At 36.6% G+C, this 24,535-nt stretch carries 24 protein-coding genes and 1 pseudogene; 13 read left to right on the forward strand and 12 right to left on the reverse strand.

What is annotated here, in order from left to right:
- Window positions 1-119 precede the first annotated feature (119 nt).
- From LD272_RS15330 to LD272_RS15340, 3 genes and pseudogenes are all read right to left on the reverse strand, one after another.
- Window positions 120-569, reverse strand: coding sequence for an ASCH domain-containing protein (locus LD272_RS15330; RefSeq protein ID WP_226037501.1), 450 nt, complete (start codon window positions 567-569; stop codon window positions 120-122).
- Window positions 570-742: 173 nt separating this feature from the next.
- Window positions 743-1,417, reverse strand: coding sequence for a M50 family metallopeptidase (locus LD272_RS15335; RefSeq protein WP_226037502.1), 675 nt, complete (start codon window positions 1,415-1,417; stop codon window positions 743-745).
- 232 nt (window positions 1,418-1,649) lie between these two features.
- A pseudogene (locus LD272_RS15340) lies at window positions 1,650-2,290 on the reverse strand (YdeI/OmpD-associated family protein).
- Window positions 2,291-2,432: 142 nt separating this feature from the next.
- Here LD272_RS15340 and LD272_RS15345 point away from each other — a divergent pair.
- The 12 genes from LD272_RS15345 (at window position 2,433) to LD272_RS15400 (ending at window position 11,407) form a co-directional block, all read left to right on the forward strand.
- The gene (locus LD272_RS15345) at window positions 2,433-2,873 is read left to right on the forward strand and encodes a MarR family winged helix-turn-helix transcriptional regulator (protein WP_226037503.1); all 441 of its coding nucleotides are present in this window, start codon (window positions 2,433-2,435) and stop codon (window positions 2,871-2,873) included.
- 509 nt (window positions 2,874-3,382) lie between these two features.
- On the forward strand, window positions 3,383-3,589 hold the full coding sequence (locus tag LD272_RS15350; RefSeq protein ID WP_226037504.1) for a helix-turn-helix transcriptional regulator: 207 nt from the start codon (window positions 3,383-3,385) through the stop codon (window positions 3,587-3,589).
- Window positions 3,589-4,071, forward strand: coding sequence for a hypothetical protein (locus LD272_RS15355; protein WP_226037505.1), 483 nt, complete (start codon window positions 3,589-3,591; stop codon window positions 4,069-4,071). The genes LD272_RS15350 and LD272_RS15355 overlap by 1 nt, the downstream gene beginning before the upstream one ends.
- A 728-nt stretch (window positions 4,072-4,799) precedes the next feature.
- Window positions 4,800-5,306 carry a Na+/H+ antiporter subunit E gene (locus LD272_RS15360; RefSeq protein WP_226037506.1) on the forward strand — a complete coding sequence of 169 codons (507 nt, stop codon included), beginning with the start codon at window positions 4,800-4,802 and terminating at the stop codon, window positions 5,304-5,306.
- A gap of 160 nt (window positions 5,307-5,466) precedes the next feature.
- A complete protein-coding gene (locus LD272_RS15365) occupies window positions 5,467-5,730 on the forward strand; it encodes an MrpF/PhaF family protein (protein ID WP_226037507.1) in 264 nt (87 codons plus the stop codon).
- Window positions 5,723-6,058, forward strand: coding sequence for a monovalent cation/H(+) antiporter subunit G (gene mnhG / locus LD272_RS15370; RefSeq protein WP_226037508.1), 336 nt, complete (start codon window positions 5,723-5,725; stop codon window positions 6,056-6,058). Before LD272_RS15365 ends, mnhG begins: the two co-directional genes overlap by 8 nt.
- Before the next feature lie 14 nt (window positions 6,059-6,072).
- Window positions 6,073-6,306, forward strand: a complete 234-nt coding sequence (locus LD272_RS15375) for a Na(+)/H(+) antiporter subunit B (RefSeq protein WP_226037509.1) — start codon at window positions 6,073-6,075, stop codon at window positions 6,304-6,306.
- A gap of 4 nt (window positions 6,307-6,310) precedes the next feature.
- Window positions 6,311-7,033, forward strand: a complete 723-nt coding sequence (gene mbhE, locus LD272_RS15380; RefSeq protein ID WP_226037510.1) for a hydrogen gas-evolving membrane-bound hydrogenase subunit E — start codon at window positions 6,311-6,313, stop codon at window positions 7,031-7,033.
- Between the two features lie 2 nt (window positions 7,034-7,035).
- Window positions 7,036-7,371: a sodium:proton antiporter gene (locus LD272_RS15385; RefSeq protein WP_226037511.1), complete on the forward strand. Its 336-nt coding sequence runs from the start codon at window positions 7,036-7,038 to the stop codon at window positions 7,369-7,371.
- A 179-nt stretch (window positions 7,372-7,550) separates the two neighbouring features.
- A complete protein-coding gene (locus LD272_RS15390) occupies window positions 7,551-9,017 on the forward strand; it encodes a complex I subunit 5 family protein (RefSeq protein ID WP_226037512.1) in 1,467 nt (488 codons plus the stop codon).
- 2 nt (window positions 9,018-9,019) lie between these two features.
- The gene (locus tag LD272_RS15395) at window positions 9,020-10,594 is read left to right on the forward strand and encodes a proton-conducting transporter transmembrane domain-containing protein (protein ID WP_226037513.1); all 1,575 of its coding nucleotides are present in this window, start codon (window positions 9,020-9,022) and stop codon (window positions 10,592-10,594) included.
- Between the two features lie 336 nt (window positions 10,595-10,930).
- On the forward strand, window positions 10,931-11,407 hold the full coding sequence (locus tag LD272_RS15400; protein WP_226037514.1) for a glutathione peroxidase: 477 nt from the start codon (window positions 10,931-10,933) through the stop codon (window positions 11,405-11,407).
- Window positions 11,408-11,530: 123 nt separating this feature from the next.
- Here LD272_RS15400 and LD272_RS15405 read toward each other — a convergent pair whose 3' ends face one another.
- Window positions 11,531-14,077: a LamG-like jellyroll fold domain-containing protein gene (locus LD272_RS15405; RefSeq protein ID WP_226037515.1), complete on the reverse strand. Its 2,547-nt coding sequence runs from the start codon at window positions 14,075-14,077 to the stop codon at window positions 11,531-11,533.
- 558 nt (window positions 14,078-14,635) lie between these two features.
- On the opposite strand from LD272_RS15405, the gene LD272_RS15410 reads away from it, so the two are divergent.
- Complete coding sequence (locus LD272_RS15410) at window positions 14,636-15,745, forward strand: mechanosensitive ion channel family protein (protein ID WP_226037516.1); 1,110 nt, start codon at window positions 14,636-14,638, stop codon at window positions 15,743-15,745.
- Between the two features lie 70 nt (window positions 15,746-15,815).
- Here LD272_RS15410 and larE read toward each other — a convergent pair whose 3' ends face one another.
- The 8 genes from larE to LD272_RS15450 all read right to left on the reverse strand — a co-directional run bounded on the left by larE (window position 15,816) and on the right by LD272_RS15450 (window position 24,529).
- Window positions 15,816-16,640, reverse strand: a complete 825-nt coding sequence (gene larE, locus LD272_RS15415) for an ATP-dependent sacrificial sulfur transferase LarE (protein WP_226037517.1) — start codon at window positions 16,638-16,640, stop codon at window positions 15,816-15,818.
- A 244-nt stretch (window positions 16,641-16,884) separates the two neighbouring features.
- Window positions 16,885-17,775: a fumarylacetoacetate hydrolase family protein gene (locus tag LD272_RS15420; RefSeq protein ID WP_226037518.1), complete on the reverse strand. Its 891-nt coding sequence runs from the start codon at window positions 17,773-17,775 to the stop codon at window positions 16,885-16,887.
- Window positions 17,776-17,996: 221 nt separating this feature from the next.
- Complete coding sequence (gene prpB, locus LD272_RS15425) at window positions 17,997-18,911, reverse strand: methylisocitrate lyase (RefSeq protein ID WP_226037519.1); 915 nt, start codon at window positions 18,909-18,911, stop codon at window positions 17,997-17,999.
- Between the two features lie 118 nt (window positions 18,912-19,029).
- A complete protein-coding gene (locus LD272_RS15430; RefSeq protein ID WP_226037520.1) occupies window positions 19,030-20,436 on the reverse strand; it encodes an FAD-binding protein in 1,407 nt (468 codons plus the stop codon).
- Window positions 20,437-20,481: 45 nt separating this feature from the next.
- Window positions 20,482-21,204, reverse strand: a complete 723-nt coding sequence (locus LD272_RS15435; RefSeq protein ID WP_226037521.1) for a metal-dependent hydrolase — start codon at window positions 21,202-21,204, stop codon at window positions 20,482-20,484.
- Window positions 21,205-21,269: 65 nt separating this feature from the next.
- A complete protein-coding gene (locus LD272_RS15440; protein WP_226037522.1) occupies window positions 21,270-22,049 on the reverse strand; it encodes an SDR family NAD(P)-dependent oxidoreductase in 780 nt (259 codons plus the stop codon).
- Window positions 22,050-22,086: 37 nt separating this feature from the next.
- Window positions 22,087-23,499, reverse strand: coding sequence for an FAD-dependent oxidoreductase (locus LD272_RS15445; RefSeq protein ID WP_226037523.1), 1,413 nt, complete (start codon window positions 23,497-23,499; stop codon window positions 22,087-22,089).
- A gap of 76 nt (window positions 23,500-23,575) precedes the next feature.
- On the reverse strand, window positions 23,576-24,529 hold the full coding sequence (locus LD272_RS15450; protein ID WP_226037524.1) for a VOC family protein: 954 nt from the start codon (window positions 24,527-24,529) through the stop codon (window positions 23,576-23,578).
- Window positions 24,530-24,535: the final 6 nt, after the last annotated feature.

Raw genomic sequence — 24,535 nt, forward strand, 5'->3', positions numbered from 1 at the left:
TTAAAATGATAAACGTTAATAATAGTTTGTCATCGTTAGAATATAGTTTAAGGAGTCGGTAATTACATCATCCATAAGATCCTCACTTGGTATCTCACTCAATTTATTTAAAGACAAACTCATCCGCTTTTAACATCAACTAATTCGAATCTTTCACAAACAAGTAGCATGTCTTCTGAGAACTCACGACCAATTGCAGTTAGTTCATTCCTGAAAAATGTTTCATGCGCTTCCCACCAGTATTGATACGTCCTATCGCCTTCTCCTTCTGAGATAGCGAAATCAACACTTACTTCGTTCATCGGTGTTAAGCTAACTTCCACCGTTTTAATGATTGCTACCGGTTTGTCGTTACTATTTAAGATAATGCTATAATCCTCAATTGTTGGCAGTGGTTCATTTTCTAGCTCATAAAAAACATAGCCAGAACATGTCGCAGTTTTCACACCATCAACCACCAATTGCGCTAAATAATCTGGTTGAGCCCCAAATTGCCATGCACTAACTGATTTTGGTTTTTCTTGTTCACCCCAATATTGATTCCAATAGGCCTGAACTATCTCATCCATATTTAAATCCTCCAGTTTTGCTTTACATTTATTTTATCATTAGTACAAACAAATTTGACACTTAATCAAATACTTTATTTTTTTCACAAGTTACTAAAATATCGCGTTACCAGGGAGTATGTAATTAGTTTAGAAATTGTTTTTCCAAAGACGATGCTGGATCTGGTGGCAAGTTATTTATTGTTCGTTCTACTAGATTTAAAATACCTCTTCAACCCCAATCGTGCGAAAAAGAGAGATTGCAAAAAGAAAATTATCCCCCATAGTTGCGTCGGAATAATGAATGTTGCTTTAGCTAGATTCGTTGCATCCCCTGCACTCATTGGAGATACAAAACTGAGATACATGATTTCAAATGAAGATGTAATCGACTCCACTAACAAAAGGGATGCAAAAAATAATGCGAGATTTTCTAAAGCTGTTTTTGATCCCTTCCATAGTACCCACGAAAATGCTGCAATAATTGTGATAATCCAGAACAATCCGAATAGATTTCGAACCCAAAACAATAAACTTATCACTAAAATTGCTAATAGAATTGACAGTACATATCCGCTTCTTCTTTTGTAAATCAAAACCATGAATAAGAAGGCTGTGAAGGAAGAAAATACATATCCGGCTGCGCTAGTTAAAAATGAACCAAGCCAAAATCGGTGACTCGCAAGTGTAGCACCTTCCGTATTGGAAAATAACGAAATCGACTGTACTTTACCACCAGTGATTATAGCCATTAGTGAGTGGCCAGTTTCATGGATTAACGTGTTAACAATTGAAAAATACTTTCCGATAACTGGCATCTGCGTTAAAAGCACCGCAAAAATAATAAATAGAATTAATTTTTTCTTCATAGTTAGTCCCCTCAGGAAACAGGATATCAAGTGTCTAATTTATAGGCTATTCGTACACTATTTCCTCTTTATCGATTCAGATTTATCACAAATGATTGTCCATTCCCATGATAGGCGGCCCAAGATAGTTTACTAGAAAAACAACACTCGATTCTATTAATTACATCATCGTAGTCAAAATAGTGTCCGTTATCCAGTTGAGATTAGCTCTTTTTATACAGTACTTCTCCCACTATTTCTTCTTTTGACGATACAAATCAACTGATTTATATCCTTGAGATAGTATATCAACCATTTGGTGGTGCCGCTTTTCACGTGTCTTTTGCTGCTTTGCTGAGAATAGATAGCGTGCCCATTCATTTTTATATCCAGGTGTTAATCCTTGGAAGAAATTCAGCTCATCTGGATGGTCTTTTAATAATTCTACAACGTCGTTCACGTTGTTCTTATAGTCGGCGATAGATTGGCTGGCAGCTGATGTCTTTTTTGTTTTCTTTCTCTCACGTTTTAACCCCACAACAGTGAAGATGTCATCCATACTTACTAAACGAGAGAATTTAATATCACTATTTCCAATATATCCATTTTCTCCAACCTTCATGGCTGAAAAAATTTCATCTCTATGAATAAAAGTTTGATAGCGTTTGTTTCCCTTTTTCGGGTAGGCAAAAAATAGGTAATCTTGTTCCATTAACAGTTGTTTATTGTCAATGATTTGTTGTGTGTACTCCTTCATCTGATCTACTGAATAAAAATTGCATCATGCTCTTTAGAAAGGCTTTTCTGTTCGGAGAAGATTTCATAATCACTTGGTTGATTGATAACAGCAATATTTTTGTATTTGTTTAGCTTTAATTTCTCAATTATTGTCATAGAATCTCCCTTTTTTGTTTAGTATAACGAGGATTACCAATAGAATCCACTCAAAAAAGCTTTAGATAATATACTTACCGGGATGTTTATAGAGAAAATATGATAAAATTATTATTAATTACATGTTTTAAGGAGCTCTATGATGACAAAAACAAGCCTATTAGACCAGCAACTATGTTTAGAAGCGTATAAAGCAGCTAGTAGTTTTTCTAAAATGTATGCCGATATCTTAAAGCCATTTGGATTAACTTTTCCACAATACCTTGTATTGCTAACTACCTATGAACAGGATCAAATTTTAACAAAAGATATTGGCGAAAAGCTTAATATTGGTATTGGTACATTAAATCCAATCATTAATCGTCTCATTACCAATGGCTGGTTGATTAAACAGCAGTCACAGACAGATAAACGTGCTCATATCCTCTCACTTACCGAATATGCAATAAACCAAAAAAGTGCTATTTTGCTTGCTGTTAAGAATAATATAGAGGTATGTGATCTTATAAATGAAAACACAATCGAGTTAATGAAGAATCTAAAACAAATAAATCAAAAATTTGATACATTAGGCTATAAATGATTATAGCCACAAGAATGTACCATTTCTACCATGTTTTTTCACCAGCAGTCGCCACGAAATTCACCACTGCTATCAACGTGTTTACGAATAAAAATACGTCTTTGAATTGAAAAAGCCTAATTCTCCTTATTTTTATAGAGAAATTAGGCTTATGGTCTTCGCAACCACGCCCTATAATTCTATTGGATAGTAGCGTTTGTACTGTGCAGCAAATGACTTTGTTAGTTGTTCTATACAAACATAAGCCCCGGTTATTTTAACTGCACTTTTTCACAAATCTTTTGTTTCCTGAAATTTAATATCATGTATATCCTCCTCCCTATATTATGTTTCCTCTTTTGTGAGAATGAGTCTTCTGTTTCGTCTAATATCAATCCCAAATTAATTTTAACTGATCCTATAACAAAATAATGTAAAGCATGATTGACATTACTTTAAATACAAAGTAAACTTTACTTACAACTGATTGTAAAGCTAGCTTTACAAAGTTGATCGGAGGTAAGCAAACGATGAGAAACCGTATCAAAGATCTGCGCAAAGCTAAGAAGATGACTCAAGAGGATCTAGCAAAACAGGTAGGCGTCTCGAGACAATCGATTATTGCCATCGAATCCGGAAAATATAATCCATCAATTGAACTGGCATACAACATTTCAAAGGCATTCGATTCCATAATTGAAGAGGTCTTTATATTTGGAGAAAGGGGAGAGGAATAATGGGAGTACAAATAGGTGGGTTGATAGGATTATATGGAGGAGCTGTATTTGGTATTTTAGGCTGGTGGTTTGGCCGACGTATGGCCAAAAAGCAGCGTGGTTTGGATGAACTACATTCGCATATTTGGCAAAAGTCTCGATCAATTTCTTGGTTCTGTACTCTTGCTGCAATCTATGTTCTATTTTCTCTGGTAGCATTCGGAATTAAACTAAAAGTCGCAATGGTTCTGGGAGTAATTATGATTGTTCATATGGCGAGCTGGGGAATTACAGGGATGATTTTGTCTATAAATATGAATATGACAGAGCCTTTGAAGCCCTCTAGAGTTAAATTCGGAATTTCAATTGTTGCAATGTCACTATTTATATTTATAATCTTATCAATTACTACCGGCAACTGGTGGTTTCTAATTGCTAGTATCCCACCAAATACCATTGGGCTAATAAGTGCATTAACTCCTGAAAGAAGCGGTGAGGATTAAGCTTGAATAATCATTCATAGATCAAATAATTTGTAATTGTTAAATGGTTTGTACTGATTTTTGACTAATGTTGATTCTATCGTAGGTACGAAGCACCTACGATACAAGTAGGTTCAGGGGCAAGCCTTTTGAGACAAGTGTTACTCCAAAGAATAGCCTACGCGTTGTCTCGGCTGGCATATCCTTGAAGCAATACTAGTAGATGTAAAGACTGCTTGAAGAAACTCCGTTAAACACCGCCGTTTCGTCCCTATCGCAATATTAAAAATTAAGCATACAATTGGACACTAAATTGGCAATATAATTTTAATGAGTATCCTAATAGCTCAGAAATGAAAAATAAATTTAAAGCAGAGAATGAACTCTGCTTTAAATTTGGATCTTTCCTATTAAACTACTCCAGTTTGTAAGTTTAAGTATTTTCTTCACACAGTCACCTAAATATAAAGATCTTTACTGCGCATTATTTAGTCTACTGGAGATTTTCTGCTATTTATCCAGTACCCCTTCGCTATTCCCTATATGCTCTATTTTTTCCTTTTCTTTATTTGCCATATTCAACATGCCAACAGTGGTAGGTGTCCCAAAACGATAATACCACATTGGATTTTTAATTAATTTAATAATAATAACTCATCCTCTGGTAATAATAAGTACTACTAAATTTATTTTCCATTAATTACAGCTGTGATAGCTAATTTCACTAAATTTAAAGTGAGGTACATCATGTGAGAAAAAAATTATTAACATTTATTCTGACTTTGGCATTATGGTTTGTTTTTGCAGGCCACGTTAGTATCCAGGTATTTTTCTTAGGTACTATTATTTCTTCCTTTATATCGCTTATGATGGCAGAGAATTTGTTTAGATTAATACAACTGAAAGATGGAACGAAAGATTTCCCTAAAAAAACATATGACATATTTATGGTAATCATTGCTTTTATCTATGATGTATTTTTATCTGCAGTCAAAGTATCCAGACATGCATTTGAGATTAAACCATCATTTTCTCCCCGAATTGTTCGCATAAAAACATCTCTTAAAAATTCAAACAGTATTGCAACCTTAGCCAGTTTTATTACATTCACTCAAGGGTCTCTGGCTCTGGATTTCGATCATATAAATAATCAATATGTTATTCACTGGATCGATGTTCACAGTGACGATGAAGAAGAAAGAAAGATAGCACGTATCCGTAAGCACCTTAATTTGATTGCGAAAATAGTTGATTAATTCAACTTTTTGAACACACTCTTTTAAGTGAATCAATTTCATAATTACTTATGTAGCAATTGTCATTACATATAGTTTGGGGAACGGTCTATCCCAACTATATGTAATGACAACTTTCAAAAAAATATTATCTTATAATTCGATGTGGAGTGTGATCGTAGTGCTCTATTTAATACTTGTAATTGTCTTAACTGCTATTTTAACTTTTTATAGAGTCATTAAAGGTCCCAGTCTGCCTGATAGACTAGTTGCTATGAATTGTATAGGTGTCATGTTTTTACTAGTTTTAGTTTTATTAAGTTTTTATTTTGAAAGAAAAATTTTTATTGATGTGGCTTTAGTTTATGGGGTTTTCTTATTTATCAATGTTTTAATTATGGCTAAGTATTTAAGAAAGCCATGGAAAGGTGGCGTTGGTGATTGATTTCATTCTCAGTATAAGACAATTATTTGTTTTTATATTTTTTATAACAGGCATTTACTTTTTGTTGAGTACTGCTGTGGGATTGATTCGTTTTCCTAATTTGTACACCCGATTACATGCTGGATCTAAATGCCTGATGGCCGGAGGTATTTCAGTTTTCATGGGATGTATCGTACTCGAAGGCATTAGTTTTGTTTCTTTAAAACTAATTGTCATCATGATTTTTTTATCCATCACAAATCCGGTAACCATTCATGTCATCGCCAGTTTTGATAATAATTATAATCTTATACCCAAAACATATACAAAAGAAGATTTCGAGAAGTGATTGGAGGTAACGTCGTGATAGATATCCTATTTTATCTGTTATTACTATTTTTAATAATTACCGCATTTTTTATGGTATTTACTAAAGATCTATCAAATTCCGTTATTACTCTCCCCCTATTCGGGGCAATTTTAGTCATTATTTTTGTCATTCTCCAGGCTCCGGGTGTTGCTCTCGCTGCAGCAATAATGACTGTTGGCTTAACGACTGCTTTTTTTGTAATTACAATAAATAAAACGGAGTATTGACGAGATGAGTAGACTAAATGAAAGGTTTAAAAAGCTTTATAAAATAGGCCTTGTTATAACGTTCGCTATTTTCTTATTCTTCTTATTTTATGACATACATAATCTTGATAGCGACGGTAAAAGATATTTATCTGAACACTATATTTCTGAAGGGGTACAGGAAACCGGGGCGACAAATTTAGTTGCATCCGTCTTATATGATTACCGAGCCTTTGATACTTTGGGTGAAGCAACGGTGATTTTAACTGCTGCAACTATTTTAGCTTTTCTGGTTCCTATAACTAAAGCGACAATGTTTGGTACAACATTTAAAAGTATTGTTAATCAAACGATAACATTGATTATCCCATTTTTAGCCGTTTTAGGAGCGTACTTACTATTATTTGGTCATCTTAGTCCTGGCGGTGGTTTTGTTGGAGGCGTTGTTCTGTCTGTCATTCCCATTCTGCTGACAATAACCTATAGTGTTGATTTCTCTGAATATATATTCAAACCTGCCCAAAAAAAGTTAGTAGAAAATATCGGAGCAATCGGTTTTGTTTTACTGGGATTACTAGGCGTATTCACTGGAAGCAATTTTCTTGCCAGCGGACAAGCCCCTTTCGGAACGGGAAGTGCCGGAGAAGTGTTTAGTGCCGGGTTAATACCTTACCTCAATTTAATGATTGGGTTAAAAGTAGGAGCTGGTCTGGCCATCATTTTTAATAGTTTGATTAAGGAGAAATAATAGTGGAAATACCATATGTTGTCGTAATCATTTTGTTCTGTCTAGGAATGTACACGATCATTACCAAAAAAAATTTAATAAAAATTGTTATTGGATTTACTATTGTAGAATCTTCTTTGATTTTGTTATTAATGCTCGTAGGTTATAAACCGGATGGAACTGCTCCTATTTTAGACAAAGGATATGAAATAGTAGTCGATCCTATCCCTCAGGCACTGGCCCTAACTACCATTGTTATCGGGGGAAGTGTTACAGCTGTCATGCTGGCGGTGGTGATTAAGATACATAAAAGATATAGAACGTTAAACATTGATGAAATTCGAAAATTGAGAGGATAATTTTTATTTTTGCACGTTAGGTAAGATAGAATAAAATTCAAAGATGTCTAGCTCCAGCGCTTACCCCGTCTGAGGTCTTAAGACAAACCTCTATGTGGCAAAGACCGCTACGCTGAGGCTTGTCTTATTGCCCTAGGGTGAGCAAGGCACCCTGCGCGCTTTTCTTTAGGAGGTTAATAATGGAAGCGGCTGTTTTGGTTATCATTTCACCTTTATTAACCGCATTTTTTCTTGGTATTTCAAGATTATATGTTAAAAAGATTTTTTTCCCTCTGGTAACCGGTAGTGCGATCATTTATCTTTATTTATTAATTTTAGTTATTACTAACAGTTATCCCGCAAAAGTTTACAGTATTGGTGATTGGGGGATGTTGGGAATAAATTTAATGGTCGATCCTTTTTCCAGCCTATTTTTGTTAATCATAGCGATATTATTTTTACCTTTTATTATTTTTTCCATGAAATATACTAAATTTATTAAACATGACTATTTTATTTTTGCCTATTTAATGATAGCCGGTATTTCAGGAATGGTTCTTACTGCTGATTTATTCAATCTTTATGTATTTCTGGAAGTGAGTTCGCTGAGTTCTTGCGCTCTGTCATTGCAAAAAAAGACTGATAGAGGAATAGAAGGTACTTTTAAGTATTTGATCATGTCTACGTTGGGGAGCTTTTTTATTTTACTAGCTACAATTTTAACTTATTATTTAACTGGAACTCTAAATATGGCTGAAATCCCCCTAGCATTTGAAGATATTCCCTTTAAGATTAAAAGTACCATTATGGCGTTTTTTGTTTTTGGCTATGCATTAAAAATCGGGTTAATTCCTCTGCACGCTTGGCTACCTGATGCTTATGAAGATTCCCCAATCCCTTACAATGTTTTATCCTCGGGTTTGGTGATGAAATCCGCTCTTTATGCATTAATAAGAATATTATATATAATGTTTGGCATTGATTTTCTGGATGAAAGTGGAATGTTAACTATAGTAGTTTTCTGGGGAGTCATTACTTTTCTTATTGCTCACTGTTTAGCCTTTCAACAATCAAATTTAAACCGCCTGCTTGCTTATTCCAGCATTGCCCAAATAGCGTATATCATGATCGGATTATTTGTGGGAACGGAAGCAGGCTTAATTGCTGGAAGTTTTCATATTTTAAATCATGCCATAATGAAAGGTGCCTTATTTTTAGTTGTAGGAATTTTTAATTATAGTTTAACCGCTGTTGAAATTGAAGATATTAAAGGGCTAGGTTATAAATTCCCCATAATTTCATTTACTTTTGTGGTTGCTTCCCTTGCTATAGTGGGCCTGCCTCCCTTCAATGGATTTATGAGTAAATGGCTTATTGTTGAAGCAGCTCTAGAAGCTGACTTTGTTTATGCTGCCTTTTTTATTCTGGTGGGAACGTTTTTATCTTTAACGTATTATTTAAAAGTAATTGTTACATTATATACAAAAACCGAAGAAGAACTATTAATAGAAGAACCAGGTTTATCTTTAAAATTACCAACTATCTTTCTAGGCAGTTTATGTATTGTATTTGGTATAGTACCTTCATTACCTTTAAGTCTAATGAATAAAATTCCGAAATTTTTGCTGGATAATGGGGAATACATAAGAATACTACTAGGGGGTTGAAGATGCTTACTCCAGGTTTCTTATATATAACAGGTGCTTTACTATTACTTTTGCCCATTAATAATAAAATAAAATACATCATATCTTTCCTTATTACTGCAGGAGCCCTTATTGTTACTTTTTATTTAATACCTGGTAATAGTTTACAACTGGATTTTCTAAAACTTACTCTAATTCCTATTAAAGTAGATAGTATCAGTAAATTAACTGGATTAATTTTTGCTTTCGCTGGCCTGGCTGCTGTCATTTATTCCATTAATATATGTTCCCTACCTAATTTACGATTAATATTTGTGTTTATTGGTAGTGCCCTGACCGTGGTTTTTTCCGGTGATCTGTTTACTCTGTATGTTTTCTGGGAGTTAATGACGATCAGTTCCTCATTTCTTATTATAATGGCAAGTGATTTCACTAAAAAAACGGGGTATTATTATTTTCTAATGCACGTGGCTGGTAGTTTGAGTTTATTATGGGGGATATTTTTACAGTATTCGGCTACCGGTAGTTTATCTTTGAATGCGATAGAGGCTGGTACCCCCTTTTTTCTAATTGCAATAGCAGTTAAGCTGGCCTTTGTCGGTTTCCATACATGGATGCCACTTGTTTACAGCAAAGCTCCTTTTTATGTTGCAGTAGTTTTGTCGATATATACGACAAAAGTGGGCGTATATGTAATGGCTCGTCTCGTGTCTGGGATAAATATTTTGGCATATGCTGGTCTTATTTCGGCTTTGTTTGGAATTGTAATGGCCTTAAGGCAAAATCAGGTCCTTAAATTATTGAGCTATTCGATAATAATACAGGTTGGTTATATGATTATTGGTATTAGTATTGGAACTGCAGCGGGAATATCAGGAGCTATGTTTCACCTGGTTAATCACATATTATATAAAACTGTATTATTTATGGCAGTGGGAGTTGTCATTTATACTACAGGGAAGGATGATTTTGAAAATTTAGGGATCATGCGTAGTAAACTTCCCGTAACTTCGATAGCAACATTGGTAGCTTTTTTGGGGATAGCTGGAGTTCCCTTTTTTAATGGCTATATGAGTAAAAGCCTTATTAAAGATGCTTTACACGAACCATTATTAAAATGGGGTTTGGACCTGATGAGTTTCGGGACTTCTCTACTGTTTTTAAAATTTATCTATTATGCATTTTTCAAAAATAGTACTATGAACTTAGCTAAAAAACCAACCATCAGCATGCAGTTAGGAATGGGATTTTTAACCGTTATGATGATATTGATTGGTATTCATCCTTATTTGTTAGAAAATTTAACGAATATGCATGTAGATTTTAATTATTTTGAAATGAAACATATACTAAGTGGAATGCAACCCTTTCTCTGGTCCATTCTTATCTTTATTTTATTTAAGAAATATGTAGTAAAAAAATACGATAGACTTCTATACTATGATATGTATCGTAAAATGGCTACACTATTTGTAGCTACAGGCTATCAGTTAAGTAACTATCATGACGGAAAATTAAATAAATATTTGTTGTGGGCAACTACCACTTTAATAATTCTGTTGTTCTTGTTAATGTTTAATAGCCATCTACTGTTATGATGAATATAGATTTGATCATTCTTCCCGGTGAATTATACCAATTGACCTATACCCGATTCTGTGGACACAAGTTTATATAATAAAACCAGAAAGGACATGTCGATTGGATTTGCAATGCGGGCAAAATTCACTATAATCTTTCAACTATATTACCTTCTAAGAAAATCTCTATCCTTACTATTTTATCTATAAGAGGGAATATTGGCCGAATAAGATGATTATAATCAATAGATAGAAACCTCATAATATAAGCTGCTATTTGCATCTTTTAATATAGATTATGATATACTAATTATATCGTACGCGATATAAAATAATGATAGGAGTGGATTTTTGATGAGCATTTATGATATTACAGTAAGTAAACCAAATGGTACATCTTATCAGCTAAGTGAATACAAAAATAAAGTTATGTTAATCGTCAATACTGCAACGAAGTGTGGCTTAAGTGGGCAATTTGATGGACTTGAGCAAATTCATCAAAAATATAAAGACCGTGGTGTAGCTGTGTTAGGATTTCCAAGTAATCAGTTTGCTAACCAGGAGCCAGGAACATCAGAACAAACCGAAGAAGCTTGTCGGATCAATTTTGGTGTGACTTTTCCAATCCATGAAAAAATTGATGTGAACGGAAAAAATACTCATGAACTGTTTCAATACTTAAAGAGCCAAGCAAAAGGATTCATAAGCAATGATATTAAATGGAACTTCACTAAATTTTTAGTTGATCAAAACGGTGAAGTTATCGAGCGATTTGGACCTAAAGATGCTCCGGCAAAAATCGAAAAGAAAATCGAACAAATAGTATCATAGATACTTGTTCAAACTCAGCATGATATAATATAGCAACAAAAAGTGAGGTAACCAAATGATAATTGGTTACCTCACTTTTTTAACTTTACAATGTTAATTCAATAATTCTAACCTACTTTTCTATTACTCTGCTGCTAATTGTGCTACTTCTTCGGCTGTAAGCTTGCCTTGATAGATAGATAACTCATCCATCATGCCTTGATAAGGGGTATCCCACCAGTTAACACCTAAGCTAAACTGGCTGTTGCTTGTCGTGAAGACATTATTAAAGGCTGTAGTTTTCGATTTTTCTTCACCATTTAGATAAACAATTACCTCTCCATCATCAACAGTCATTGCCAGATGGGTCCACTCATCAGTCTGAAGCTCGGTACCAGTGGTTGCATCAGTGAAACTAGACCCTCCTGACCAAACAGCTACTTGATTATCACCAGGCCAGCCTCCAGGTAATAGACTCACCCAGTTACTACTATCCCTAGCTCCAAAGAAACTGGTTGTATAACCTGTCAAGGTCTTTGGATTTAACCAAAGGGAAACAGAATAACTCGTACCTGTAATTAAATTATCTGGCAGCTTCACACCAGAATTACCGTCAAATACTGATGCCTGACCAACTACTCCTTTATCGAAGCTAATCGTACCGCCAGTATTATCTATTCGATTACCAGTTAAGGTTCCTTCACCAAAATTGCCAGTACTATCGGATAGGTCATTCTCAAAGGAATAATGGGCCATTACTTGTTTTGCTCCTTTGGGAAGAACGGTAACACTAAAGCTTTTCGTATCAGTTACCTCACCTTTGGTAATGGTCGCTGTCAACGTAACAGTCTTACTCTCTTCATCTGACTCAGGACGATTCAATACGCCTTGTTCGGAAACCACTTCAACATCAGAAGAAGTCCAGGAAATCTCCGTATCTCTTGTCCCTTCCGTAGGAAGCGTCAAATCTGTTACAACCCGATCTGTTTCGCCCAAGTTTAAATCTTCCTTCACATCTGCGACTATCTCTTCATCTGTTTTACCCATATCTCGCATACTGCCCCAGACACTGACACCATGTCCAGAAGAAGCAGTAAATGTCATAACGGTACTTTGGGTAACTGGATCAAATTGGCGGACAAAGACACCTTTGTACGTTTCACCGTCAATTTCTAACTCAACCTGATTGTGGCCTGTCTTCTTCCACTTACCACTAACTGCACCGGTAATTTTATTGTTTTTTTCTAGTGTGATGTTTACATCCTTATGAACAGTAGACGAAATATCTTGACCATGGTTGATGAACCGATAATCACCTACTACATCCTGACGATTCACTTTCTCCAGTGTTTCCCCACCATAGCGATATGGAGCTGCCACTGGCCAGCCATCTTCATTGATAAACAGTTGATGGATGCGAACTTCGTGTGTTTCGCCTCTTTCCGGAAAGCGTGAATGGAACACTAAAAACTGCTCACCGGTATCTTCATCATAATAAACAGAATTGTGTCCTGGTGAAATGTACCCATAACCAATTCCAGTTCCAGGATCGCCAATTTTTCTTTCAAACATAAAGTGACCCATTAACTTATTTCCGTAAGGAGCATGATCTACATTACCCGGTAGTACAGCATCCTGACCGTCTGCATCTAGGTAGGGTCCATCCGGATTTTCCGAGCGGAATACCCTCATATTATATTCCCCATCGGCACCTAACCAGCCATTAGTTATATACAAATAGTAATAGCCGTTGTCCTCATTGTAAACGATATAAGGACCTTCACCTGATTTCCCGTATCCACCAGAAATCTTTGTTCCAAAGTATCTATCAATCATCCGACCATCTTCTGTTTCTCGGTCTTCGCCAGGATAGATTGGCAGACCTGTTGCTTCATCAAGTTCATACATGAAAAGACCGCCAGACCAAGAACCGTATGTCATCCAGAGCTTATCGTCCTCATCGTAAAATAAATTAGCATCAATCGCATTAGGATACATGGTGTTGTTGTAAGAACCATCCTCATTAAACCAATCAGCGTTTGCTTCTGATATCTCTCCTTTGTCTATAAGTTCATCAATAGCAGTGTTTTCCCATTGTTTATTGACATCACTGTTGTCATCATAGTCTTCACCTTCAGTGAAACCAGAGTAAACAATCGTATCCACATACTGATACGGTCCTTCAATGTCCTTAGATACAGCATAACCAATAGCCGAACGAATATATGTTGAGGAAGCACTGTAATACATCATATAAGCACCTTTTGTACCGTCCTCATTAACATATTCGTCATTCCAGAAAATGTCTGGAGCCCAAACAGCAAAGCCTCCAGCACTATCGGCATCATCTTCACCTGCCCATTCAAAAGACTCAGCTAGATTCTCTGATAAATCTCCATACAACACATTATTTGGTGTTGTATAACCATTAGCAAAACTCTCCCAATCCATTAAATCTTTTGATTTAGCAGCCTCAATATGGGTACCAAACACATAATACATATCGTCCTCTTTTATAATTGAGGGATCATGAACAGATACATTATTAAACTCAGGAGTTTCCAACTGGTGATCGAGGTGTGGCTTGTTACTGTTTTCACTTGCTTGATTCCCTTTAGCTGACAGGGACAGCGGAAGAACAAGCAATAGTATTAATAAAACAATAAAAAATCGTTTCAATTGGCTATTCATATATTTTCCCCTTTCTATTCTCAGTACTTATTGTATTTAATCTTTTCAACTGATTATCATTGTAGAATTATATGGACAATTATTAGATATGAATCAATGGGCTTTAGCTTATAATCTGAGATGTTCTATTTCAGTAGGTATCATGCTGAGGAAATCACTAGGATAGGATATGCATTACGGTAATTAACATAAATAAACTTCATTACAAACAATTAGTAAACTTGTCCCTCCTTTCTAGTGGATAACACTTTAGTTGAACGGCATACTTTATATGTATGCGTTTACAAAATATAAGTTAACCGTACAACAATTATAATAAATCATCAATAAGTCATCAGGTTCATTTTATCCTATTTTAAATGCTTGCCAATGCAAAAGCGTCATGAAAAACGTGACTATTTAACTATCCATTCAAGTAAACCCAGGCTAGTCCACTTTAAATCTGTTGTAAAACAGGACTTTTTGCTACTGTTTGAGATTTAGGAATAAGTCCTTATCCCTAATCGATTTGTGTTATTATAATGAAATGAATGAAAGTATTTCGGGGGTGAAATTACAATGCTTGAATGGATCGACTGGTTACCTGCAACCTATGAAGATCTTATTAATATTGGAATATCGATTGGCATTCTATTAATCTTTCTATTATTTAGAAAGATTTTCACAAAATACGTATTTCGGATACTATTAGCTTTTAGTAGGAAGACACCTACAGATTTCTTTTCTAAAATTTGTTTAGCGTTTGAATATCCCGTTCGTTGGATATTTTTAATTATTGGCGTTTATGTTGCCGTTATCTATTTTCCTTATCTAGAACAATCAAACATTGTTTTTCTTAGAATTATAAGATCATCTATTATCGCTGTAATAACTTGGGGGTTATACAATCTATCCTCTGGTTCTTCTATATTATTCACTAAAATAAATGAGCGATCTAGCACAAAATTTGATCCAATATTAATTCCATTTTTTTCAAAAGCTTTACGTTTTATTATCATCGCAATTAGCTTCAGTATCATTGCACAAGAATTTGAGTATGATGTGAATGGATTTGTTGCTGGACTTGGACTTGGTGGGCTCGCTTTTGCCTTAGCAGCAAAGGACGCGATTGGAAACTTATTTGGCGGAATTATTATCATTACAGAAAAACCATTCACGATTGGTGATTGGATTATGACACCGAGTGTAGAAGGAATAGTCGAGGATATTAACTTTCGTAGTACCAGAGTTAGAACCTTTGCGCAGGGACTTGTAACAGTTCCAAACGCAACATTGTCGAACGAAAATATTACTAACTGGAGTAAAATGGGTAAACGGAGAATCACTTTTAATTTGGGTGTCACTTATGATACACCTAAAAGAAAATTGGAGAACACGGTTAGAAGAATAAAGGATCTATTGGAAGGTCATATTGCTATCCATCAAGAGACCATCTTTGTTACGTTTGATCAATATAATGCTAGTAGCTTAGATATTTTCTTATATTTCTTTACAAATACAACTAACTGGGAAGAATACCTAACAATCAAAGAAGATATCAATTTTTCGATTATGGAAATATTAGAAGACGAAGGTGTAAACATCGCATTTCCAAGTCAGACGCTATATTTTAACCCTAATTCCGAAGCTACATCACAAGCTGCTACAACAATGGATTATGACCATTGAAAATGATGAAAACATAGTATAAACCAAAAAAACCCTTAGAAATAAGGGGTTTTTTTGGTTTATACAGTCCTTAATTAGCTATACCCGATTGTTTTTCCTGTCCCGGTAACACTTCATTCATGCTACCTGTCCGGTACCCATTTAAATCTACTGAACTATAAGAAAAACCAAGTGATTTTAGTTTAAAATTAATTTTTTCACTAAACTCTAGAACTTTTTCCATTTGATTTGGTAACACTTCAATCCTTGCAACACCGCCATGGTGACGTACACGAACCGTATCAATACCCAACTTAATTATAAATTTCTCCGCTTCATTGACTTGATAAATTTTCTGTTTATCTAGCTTTGTACCATATGGTATTCTAGATGCTAAACTGCAAGAAGCAGGCTTATTCCAGACTGGTAAATCCATTTGTTTGGACAAAGTGCGAATTTCACTCTTATAGAGTTTCGCCTCTTGAAGTACACTCCTTACACCAGCCTCTGTTCTTGCTTTTAGACCTGGTCTGAAATCATCAAGGTCATCCATAATCATCCCATCTAACACATAATTATAATCCATTTTTTGAGCAAGTTGATTCAAATGACTGTAAAACATTTTTTTGCTATGATACCAACTATCTGGCGTATTGGCTACTATTGCTTCATTTTCTAGTTCTTTAATCTCTGTTTCGTAAACTGGCACACCCATTTCGTTAGCAAGCTTTACAGCACCGTCGAATTCTTCTCTGCGAAACAATTCAGATGCTACTACTACAGCTAAAACATTGGATGAACCCAGCTCTTGTTGGGCTCTTTTTAACACAAACGTACTGTCTACCCCACCAGAAAATGCCACCATAACTCGACCCATACCATCAATAATTTCTCCTAAATTATGGTTCTTTTCCATCGCGTTTGCCTCCCACTTTCTTTTTTTCATTGTAACTTAATCTAACGAAACGACACAATCGTTCCGCTTTTTCAGCATATGTGTCCATTGTCGAACCCATGTAATTAATTATAATGTCTTTTGGCTTATATCTAGTATTGATGTCATGTTTTAAAAACTCAACATCCTTAGAGTTTTTTTATGTTTTTGTTCATTTTTAAAAAAACTGGTTATTATATAATAACCAGTCTTCAAACTCTTATTTCTATTCTTCAGTTATAAGTGTATTTGTTAATGCTCCTAAATTTTCAACTTCGACAGTAACCTTATCTCCTGGCAATAAAAACACTTGCTTATCTTCTGGATAACCCATAATCACACCTTCTGGGGTACCAGTTATAATGATATCACCAGGAACTAAAGTCATATGTTGAGAAATATAACTGATAATTTCGCTACAAGAAAATATCATATCTGAAGTATTAGAGTTTTGACGTACTTCATCGTTCACAATTGTTTTTAAATTTAAATTTTGAGGATTCACCACCTCATCGCTGGTAACAAGAAATGGACCAATTGGATTAAAATAATCACACGTTTTACCTAATAACCACTGATGAGTTGTAAACTGTAAATCTCTTGCGGACAGGTCATTTGCAGTAAAATAACCAAAGACATGATCCAAGGCAGTTTGTTCGGATACATTTTTAGTTTCTTTTCCAATTACAATACCTAACTCGACTTCATAGTCCACTTTCTTTGTAACCTTTGGAACCGGGATATCCTGTTGATGCCCTGCAAGGGTATTGTTAAATTTGCTAAACAAAATTGGTGTTTTCGGATAGGGCGATTTTGTCTCATCAGCGTGTTTACGATAATTTAATCCAATACAGATTATTTTACCTGGATTTGTTACACATGGCAGGTATTCGACCTGACTTTCTTCCAAAATATAAGACGGGCTGTCAGCTAATTCAGTTATGTAATCTTCTAATGCAGTTACAGCGGCTGAACCTCCTTCAATTACCTCCATTATAGTTAATGGCACATCTTTTTTAGGATGTTTAGATAAAGTAGCTCCTATATCAATCATTCCGTTTGCCGTTTTAACCCCTAAAACATCTTTTCCATCTTTATTAAGACTTACTAGCTTCATTTTAAAAGTCCTTCCTTTTAAAGATTTTAGTTTAGTAACAAAACTACCATCGTATGAAAGTGAAATTGAATTAACCCCTTGCACTGGACCAAAAAGTTTCTACTATTATTTTACAACTTAATTGGTAGCGCTGACAATTATTATTTAAAAGGTAGTAAAAGAAATTGTTGTAGTCTATAAATAAGGCGCCATTCCTTAAATGATTGGCGCCGCGCCTTAAACTATTTCGCCCTTGCATTTGGCAATACCGTTTTAGCCATCATCTGGTCCAAATCTTCGTAATCATAGTAATTAATAGTCTGATAAAGTTCTTCACGTGTTTGCATACTCTCAAGCATTTCTTTTTGTGTACCTTTATCATAAATTTCCTGAAATACTCGTTGATAAGCTTTTGCGGCGACACGTAAAGACGTGACAGGATATATCACCATATCATAGCCGAATGATTCAAATTCTTCGGCTGTGAAGTAGGGTGTTTTTCCGAATTCAGTCATGTTAGCTAAAAGTGGGACTGAAACTAAGTTGCTAATTTGCATGAACTCATCTGGATCGGTAATGGCTTCTGGAAAAATCGCATCTGCACCTGCTTCAATATAACGGTTAATTCTATCCACTGTAGTGTCCATACCTTCAACTGCTCTGGCATCTGTCCTGGCAACAACAACTAAACTTGGTGCCACTTCTTTTATCGTTTTTATTTTCTGTGCCATCTCATATGCAGACACTAATTTTTTCCCGTTTAAATGGCCACACTTTTTTGGTAAGTCCTGATCCTCGATTTGAACGGCAGCTACTCGAGCCTCGAGCATATCTTTAGCTGCACGAGCTACATTTAAAATCCCTCCATATCCTGTATCAATATCAACCAAACATGGTAGATTGCTAGCTCGAATAAGGTCACGCGCCCTTTTAGCTACTTCTTCTGAGTGAATCAAACCAAGATCCGGAAGGCCTCGACTAGCCGTATAAGCAGCTCCTGATAGATAGATTGATTGAAAACCAACTTGTTTTGCAACAAGTGCTGCCATACCATCATGTACTCCAGGAATTTTCAGGATTTCTCGATGATTGATTAATTTTTTAAACTCTTTAGCTAAATCAACTTGACTGGTCTCTTCTTGAACAACCCAAGACATTATTTCCCCTCCACCAATGAATCTATCCACCTAATCCTTTTAGGACGAGGTGGACGAGATTGTAATTTTCTCTTGTTCTTTTTCTCGCTATCGGCGTTTAGTAGACTATCGCATTGACTTACTGGCTTAATATGTAATCAACAGCGTCTGATCCTGCAATACGTCCATAAACGAGCCCTCGAAGTACCGATGTACCTCCAGGATATTTGCCGTGATAAAGTCCGGTCAGTTCACCTGCGGCATATAAGCCAGGAATTGGATAATTGTCATTCGATAGAACACGTGCTTTTGTATCTGTCGCCACGCCACCGTAAGTAAACACATTGGAACATTGAATCGGGTAACAAACAAAAGGAGTATTCTCTAACGAAATCGCCCAATTCGATTTTTCAGGTGTTAACCCAACTGTATGTTTACCATCCTTGTTTGTCGCTTCAAAGTCTCCAGGCTGGACAGCGGCATTGTATTCTTCAATAGTTTTAATTAATTGTTCTTTAGGTATATTAATTTTCTCAGCGAGTTCTTCAATCGTATCAGCCTCAATCGGAGGTTTTTCCGTTTGTAAGGCATTTTCATAATTAGGAATTGAGAATAATTTTTGATCACTAATTGCATAGGCGATATGTCCAGGTAAGTCAAAAATGCGTCTTGCCACCGATTCGTACTGTTCATCAATCGTTGAGATTCCTTCATCAACAAACCGGTTCCCAGATTGGTCAACGAGAATACCGTATGGATAAGTCATGACAGCTGCATCACCACGGTTACTTCGTGGATCAGATGGTTCTGCATGGAAGGAATCAAGTTGTCCAGAGCTTTTTGCGCCAATATCAAACGTCATTTGGATACCCTCTCCTTTATTGGATAGGCCTCCTTCAGAGATTGTTGGAATCTTATAAGCGCCTTTACCTATATAGCGAGTCATCATCTCAGGATTTCCTTGAAATCCACCAGTAGCCAAAATAACTGCTTTTGTTGTTACCTTAGTAGCCTTCCCGTCATCGCCACGAATCCAAATTTCATTAATGGTACCATCTTCCCCAACACCAAGACGCCATGCGCTTGAATTATAAGCAATTTGAACATCTAATTTTTCAGCACTTTTTGCTAGCTGGTCAATGATCGCACGCCCGCCTCCAACTGGAAGTAGGCGGGGCCGATTGGCTGTTAAAAATAAAGTTGGCAAATAATCAAATTCGACCCCATTTTCCTTAATCCATGCAAGCGTCTCACCCGCTTTATCACTGAGGGTGCGAATATAACTCTCATCACTTCGACCCTCTGAAAATTCAAGCATTTCCTCAACAAAATTATCTGCAACCTTTGTCTCATCGACCATCCTTAAGTATGCGGCTGTATCACGCGAGTTTCCGCCACGACTTTCAACTGAGGTACGTTCTAGCATAACAATGTTTAGTGATCTGTTTTGCTCTTTTGCTGCCTCCGCTGCGGCTAATGCTGCCGAGGTACCAGCAACACCGCAACCGACCACAACAATATCGAAGTCTAGTTCATCTTTTGACATGAAATTATTTCATCCTCTCTTCAATTCGTCTTTCCAAGTCCAAATCTATTTCACGGAAGTCTTTTTTTCATTCGTAGACCACGCTTTTTCTTGACCTGGATTAGGTAGCCAACAGCTGACTTCAGGGATTAGTTTATTTACTTCTTTTTCAAATTGGCTTGGATCCTGCTCAATGGCTGGGAATGTACTATAATGCATTGGTACACAGAACTCTGGCTTTATCATTGACACTGCTTTAGCGGCATCACGAATACCCATCGTAAACCGGTCTCCGATTGGAAGCATCAGTAAGGTTGGCGGGTACAACTCTCCATATAACTGCAAATCGCCATGTAAGGACGTATCCCCTGTATTCATAATTGTTACGTCACCATCACGGATAATTAGTCCACCTGGATTGCCACTATCCGAGCTATGAAATGCTTGGAATAGTGTGACATGAATCCCCTCTTCTAGCGTTACAGTTCCGCCCATGTTAATTCGAATGAAGGCTTCATCCGGTAGTTCGTGATCCTGGACAAATCTTTTTACTACTTCTGGTTGAGTTACCACCTTCGCTCCATTTTGCACAAGTACTGGCACATCTTTAACATGATCCCAGTGGTCATGAGTGATTAACACATAATCAGCCTTAACATTGGCACTACTACTAGAATTTTTTGGATTATCTGTGTACCAAGGATCAACAACTATTGTTTTACCTGTTGATGTTGTTAATTCCCATGTGGAATGTCCCATCCAACGTGTTTTCATTTGATTTTCACTCATCTATATCGACTCCATTTCAATTAATTTTTACTATCAAACTTTCAAGTCGTAAGTTAAGGCAACAACTACCAGGCACTCCATCCGCCATCAACAGCAATAAGTTGACCAGTGATATAGTCAGAAGCTGCTGAAGCTAGAAAAAGTACGACACCGCTGATATCTTTTTCTGGATCACCAAGACGTCCCAATAGTGTTCGATCAGCCATTTGTTCAAGGCGACCTGGTTGGTCCGCGAGTGGCTCAGTCATATTGGTTGGGAAAAAAACACCAGGAGCAATACAATTCACCTGTACATTTTGTTTTCCCCACTCAGATGCTAAACCACGTGTTAAATTAACGACTCCGGCTTTTGACGCATAATAGGCCGGCTCAGGCAAAGGCCCGACCATGTTCGCATAGAGTGAGGAAAAATTAATTATTTTCCCATGTCCCTGCTTGGTCAATTCTCTCCCTGCGCGACGTGCCAACAACCAAGTACCAGTTAAGTTAACATCTATGATTTTTTGCCATTCAAGCAAGCTGGTTTCAAATGTTGGTTTACGTAACATGACACCAGCACTATTGACGAGAATGTCTAGTTTGCCAAATTTATCAATCACTTCTGTTATTGCATCGTCGATCTGATTTTCTTTGGTAATGTCCATTGTTACGTAAAAACTATTTTTTGAGTACTCGTTTATTTTTTGTACTGTTTGTTTTAAATCCTGTTCACGCGATGGAAGATCAGCAACAACTACATCACAACCTACCTTCGCAAAAGCAATTGCTGTTTGTGCTCCAAGCCCACCTAGTCCAGCTCCAGTGACAAAAGCAACTTTACCTTTTAAATCATATAATGACGACAACTAAATCCCCCCTCTCTTGTATAGCCTGAGGTCCCGATTAGCTTGGATTGCTTTTAATTGTTTCCGTTTTATCAGCACCTTCATTAATTTCAATACCTAATGCTGTTAATGCCCCAATTCTTCCAAACACTGCAGCTTTACCTAATGAACTGCCAGTCATGTAACCTGCCCCGTGGAAACCACCGACAATTTCACCTGCTGCATATAAACCAGAAATTGGTTCTTTAAAAGGATTAACTACTTGCCCGAGTGTGTTAACAGCTATACCAGCATAAGTAGCTAACATGGCAACAGTCGTCCGGAATGCATAAAATGGGCCGTTAGCAATTGTAGTTAGCTCTCCGTACCTGTGGGTCAATGTCTTTCTTCCAAATTGATCGGAACCATTAACAACACCTTGGTTGTATTTAGACACCGTCTTCTGAAGTGCAGATGGATCTAAATCAATTATTCTAGCAAGCTCCGTTATGGTATTAGCCTGGTAAACTAGTCCCTGCTGCAACAAATTCTCAAAATCATAGAGTTTATCTCCAGCTACACTTTTATCCATCACTGTTTGATCCCAAATTTGATAACTTAAATCATCAGGTTGCTTTAGAGCCACACTTCCTAATAGCTTATAAGAGAGGGATTCATCGACAAACCGATTTCCATATTTATTGACTATGATCGCTCCTTTATAAAAAACAAGACCTTGGTGTTTTACTGGACCATTTGCTGTTGGATGAAAACCATATGTTCCATTTAGATATGGCAAATCACGGATCCAGGCACCATGCTCCCAGGCCATCATAAGACCATCGCCTTCATTTCCGGGTCCGCCAATTCGGAGTGCACGACTTAGCTGTGGTGCAAAATGGCTGAGTAACTCTTCACTCTGGGAGAATCCACCAGAGGTAAGCATTACTCCTTTATCTGCCTGGCTAATCATACCTTCTCCATTGACTTCGTAATAGACGCTATCAATTCTGCCAGTAGCATCCTGCAAGAGTCTTTTGGCCGGCGCCTGTAAACGTATTGTTACATTTGGAAGTTGTTCGGCCCTTTGATAAAGCACTCCAATTGCTTGATCTGAATCAATTGTATGTCCACGAGGTGCACTGTGCCCACTTACTGCTTGCAGAGATTTAAATAGAATCCCGTGGTCCACCAACCATTGATATGTTTCTAACTGATAATTGCCATACGCTTCAACAAGTTCTTGATCATTGACACCGCCGCCCACATCGAGCATGTCATCAACAAGTACTAACGATGAGTCTTCAATCCCTCTTTCTTTTTGCATATCCGTACCGGCAAAGGCCATATATCTACCACTAAGGAGAGAACTACCTCCAACTTTAGCTTCTTTTTCAAGCAATAAAACCGTAGCACCACGTTCCCCGGCCTCAACAGCTGCACATAAACCAGCAAGACCTCCGCCTAATATAATTAAATCAGTACCATCCATTATTTTTCACTTCCTTGATAGCTACATTTGTTCTATCTGCGTTAATTGTAATCGGTTACAAATGCTGCTAATTAATTTATGCTTCAATCGTCATGTAATTTGCTTCCTTATTTTGGACTGTATCTCCCCAATACGTATTTCCAACTGCCCTTTCTTCTGCAGACCATTTAACTGGTTCCCAGTCCGGTTCAAAGATTAAATAACCACCGGTAAATAGTTCTACTCTACATCCGCTACCTGGATCAATTACATAGATGTACATCGCCTGACTGATTCCATGCTTACCAGGTCCGATGAATTTAATTCCCTCTTCACTTAAAATGTCTGCTGCTCTGAGTAAGTCTCCAGCATCATCGAGCCAATAAGAAATGTGGTGTAAACGATTTGGAGTTTTTTCATCTGGCCTTGGACTTATAGCAATATCGTGAACTAAATTGGTAACACTCATCCAAGCAGCCGCAATCTCTCCTTTATCATCTGTCACATACTCACGTAGTTTAAAGCCTAATTGATTAGATAGGTATTGGTGGATTTCACCGACATTCATTGATGTTGCGATATTGACATGGTCTATTCTTCGTGGTGATACACCTTTACGCCAAGATTGATGCCGTTGATTTTTCAAGATTGAACGTGAGTCTTTGTCTGCTAATGTTTTTTCCATTTCAAAATAAATTTCGAAACTGTGTTGGCTTGGCAATTTAAATCGAATTGCTCTACCTTGACCTGCCTCATCGCCTTTTTCCACCCAGTTAACTTCTGTTCCTGTCTCTACTAACAATTGGGCAAATCCTTCTACATCTTCTTTGCGCTTTGCTTTCCAACCAATATGATCAACGCGTCCTTTCTCACCTGGTGTTAAAGAAAGCGAGTGATGCTCAAAATCGCCCCATGCCCGTAAATAAACAGTACCGTTAACTTCTTCTGTTTCCTCTAATCCAAGTACTTCTTTAAAGAACCAAAGTGATTTTTTCATATCTGGTGTGACTAAGGCAATATGCCCAAGTTTTGCAATTTCAGGTAAGTTCATCTTAAA

This window comes from Aquibacillus saliphilus (assembly GCF_020404745.1).
GTDB classification, from domain to species: Bacteria; Bacillota; Bacilli; order Bacillales; family Amphibacillaceae; genus Aquibacillus; species Aquibacillus saliphilus.

Bases quoted from the DNA above. Each gene is read 5' to 3' on its own strand.
- LD272_RS15450 (WP_226037524.1), bottom strand. From the start codon at position 24,529: ATGAACTTACCTGAAATTGCAAAACTTGGGCATATTGCCTTAGTCACA.
- LD272_RS15405 (WP_226037515.1), bottom strand. From the start codon at position 14,077: ATGAATAGCCAATTGAAACGATTTTTTATTGTTTTATTAATACTATTG.
- LD272_RS15430 (WP_226037520.1), bottom strand. From the start codon at position 20,436: ATGTCAAAAGATGAACTAGACTTCGATATTGTTGTGGTCGGTTGCGGT.
- LD272_RS15355 (WP_226037505.1), top strand. From the start codon at position 3,589: ATGGGAGTACAAATAGGTGGGTTGATAGGATTATATGGAGGAGCTGTA.
- LD272_RS15445 (WP_226037523.1), bottom strand. From the start codon at position 23,499: ATGGATGGTACTGATTTAATTATATTAGGCGGAGGTCTTGCTGGTTTA.
- prpB (WP_226037519.1), bottom strand. From the start codon at position 18,911: ATGTCTTGGGTTGTTCAAGAAGAGACCAGTCAAGTTGATTTAGCTAAA.
- LD272_RS15335 (WP_226037502.1), bottom strand. From the start codon at position 1,417: ATGAAGAAAAAATTAATTCTATTTATTATTTTTGCGGTGCTTTTAACG.
- larE (WP_226037517.1), bottom strand. From the start codon at position 16,640: ATGGAAAAGAACCATAATTTAGGAGAAATTATTGATGGTATGGGTCGA.
- mbhE (WP_226037510.1), top strand. From the start codon at position 6,311: ATGAGTAGACTAAATGAAAGGTTTAAAAAGCTTTATAAAATAGGCCTT.
- LD272_RS15420 (WP_226037518.1), bottom strand. From the start codon at position 17,775: ATGAAGCTAGTAAGTCTTAATAAAGATGGAAAAGATGTTTTAGGGGTT.
- LD272_RS15400 (WP_226037514.1), top strand. From the start codon at position 10,931: ATGAGCATTTATGATATTACAGTAAGTAAACCAAATGGTACATCTTAT.
- LD272_RS15345 (WP_226037503.1), top strand. From the start codon at position 2,433: ATGACAAAAACAAGCCTATTAGACCAGCAACTATGTTTAGAAGCGTAT.
- LD272_RS15435 (WP_226037521.1), bottom strand. From the start codon at position 21,204: ATGAGTGAAAATCAAATGAAAACACGTTGGATGGGACATTCCACATGG.
- LD272_RS15410 (WP_226037516.1), top strand. From the start codon at position 14,636: ATGCTTGAATGGATCGACTGGTTACCTGCAACCTATGAAGATCTTATT.
- LD272_RS15350 (WP_226037504.1), top strand. From the start codon at position 3,383: ATGAGAAACCGTATCAAAGATCTGCGCAAAGCTAAGAAGATGACTCAA.
- LD272_RS15330 (WP_226037501.1), bottom strand. From the start codon at position 569: ATGGATGAGATAGTTCAGGCCTATTGGAATCAATATTGGGGTGAACAA.
- LD272_RS15390 (WP_226037512.1), top strand. From the start codon at position 7,551: ATGGAAGCGGCTGTTTTGGTTATCATTTCACCTTTATTAACCGCATTT.
- LD272_RS15395 (WP_226037513.1), top strand. From the start codon at position 9,020: ATGCTTACTCCAGGTTTCTTATATATAACAGGTGCTTTACTATTACTT.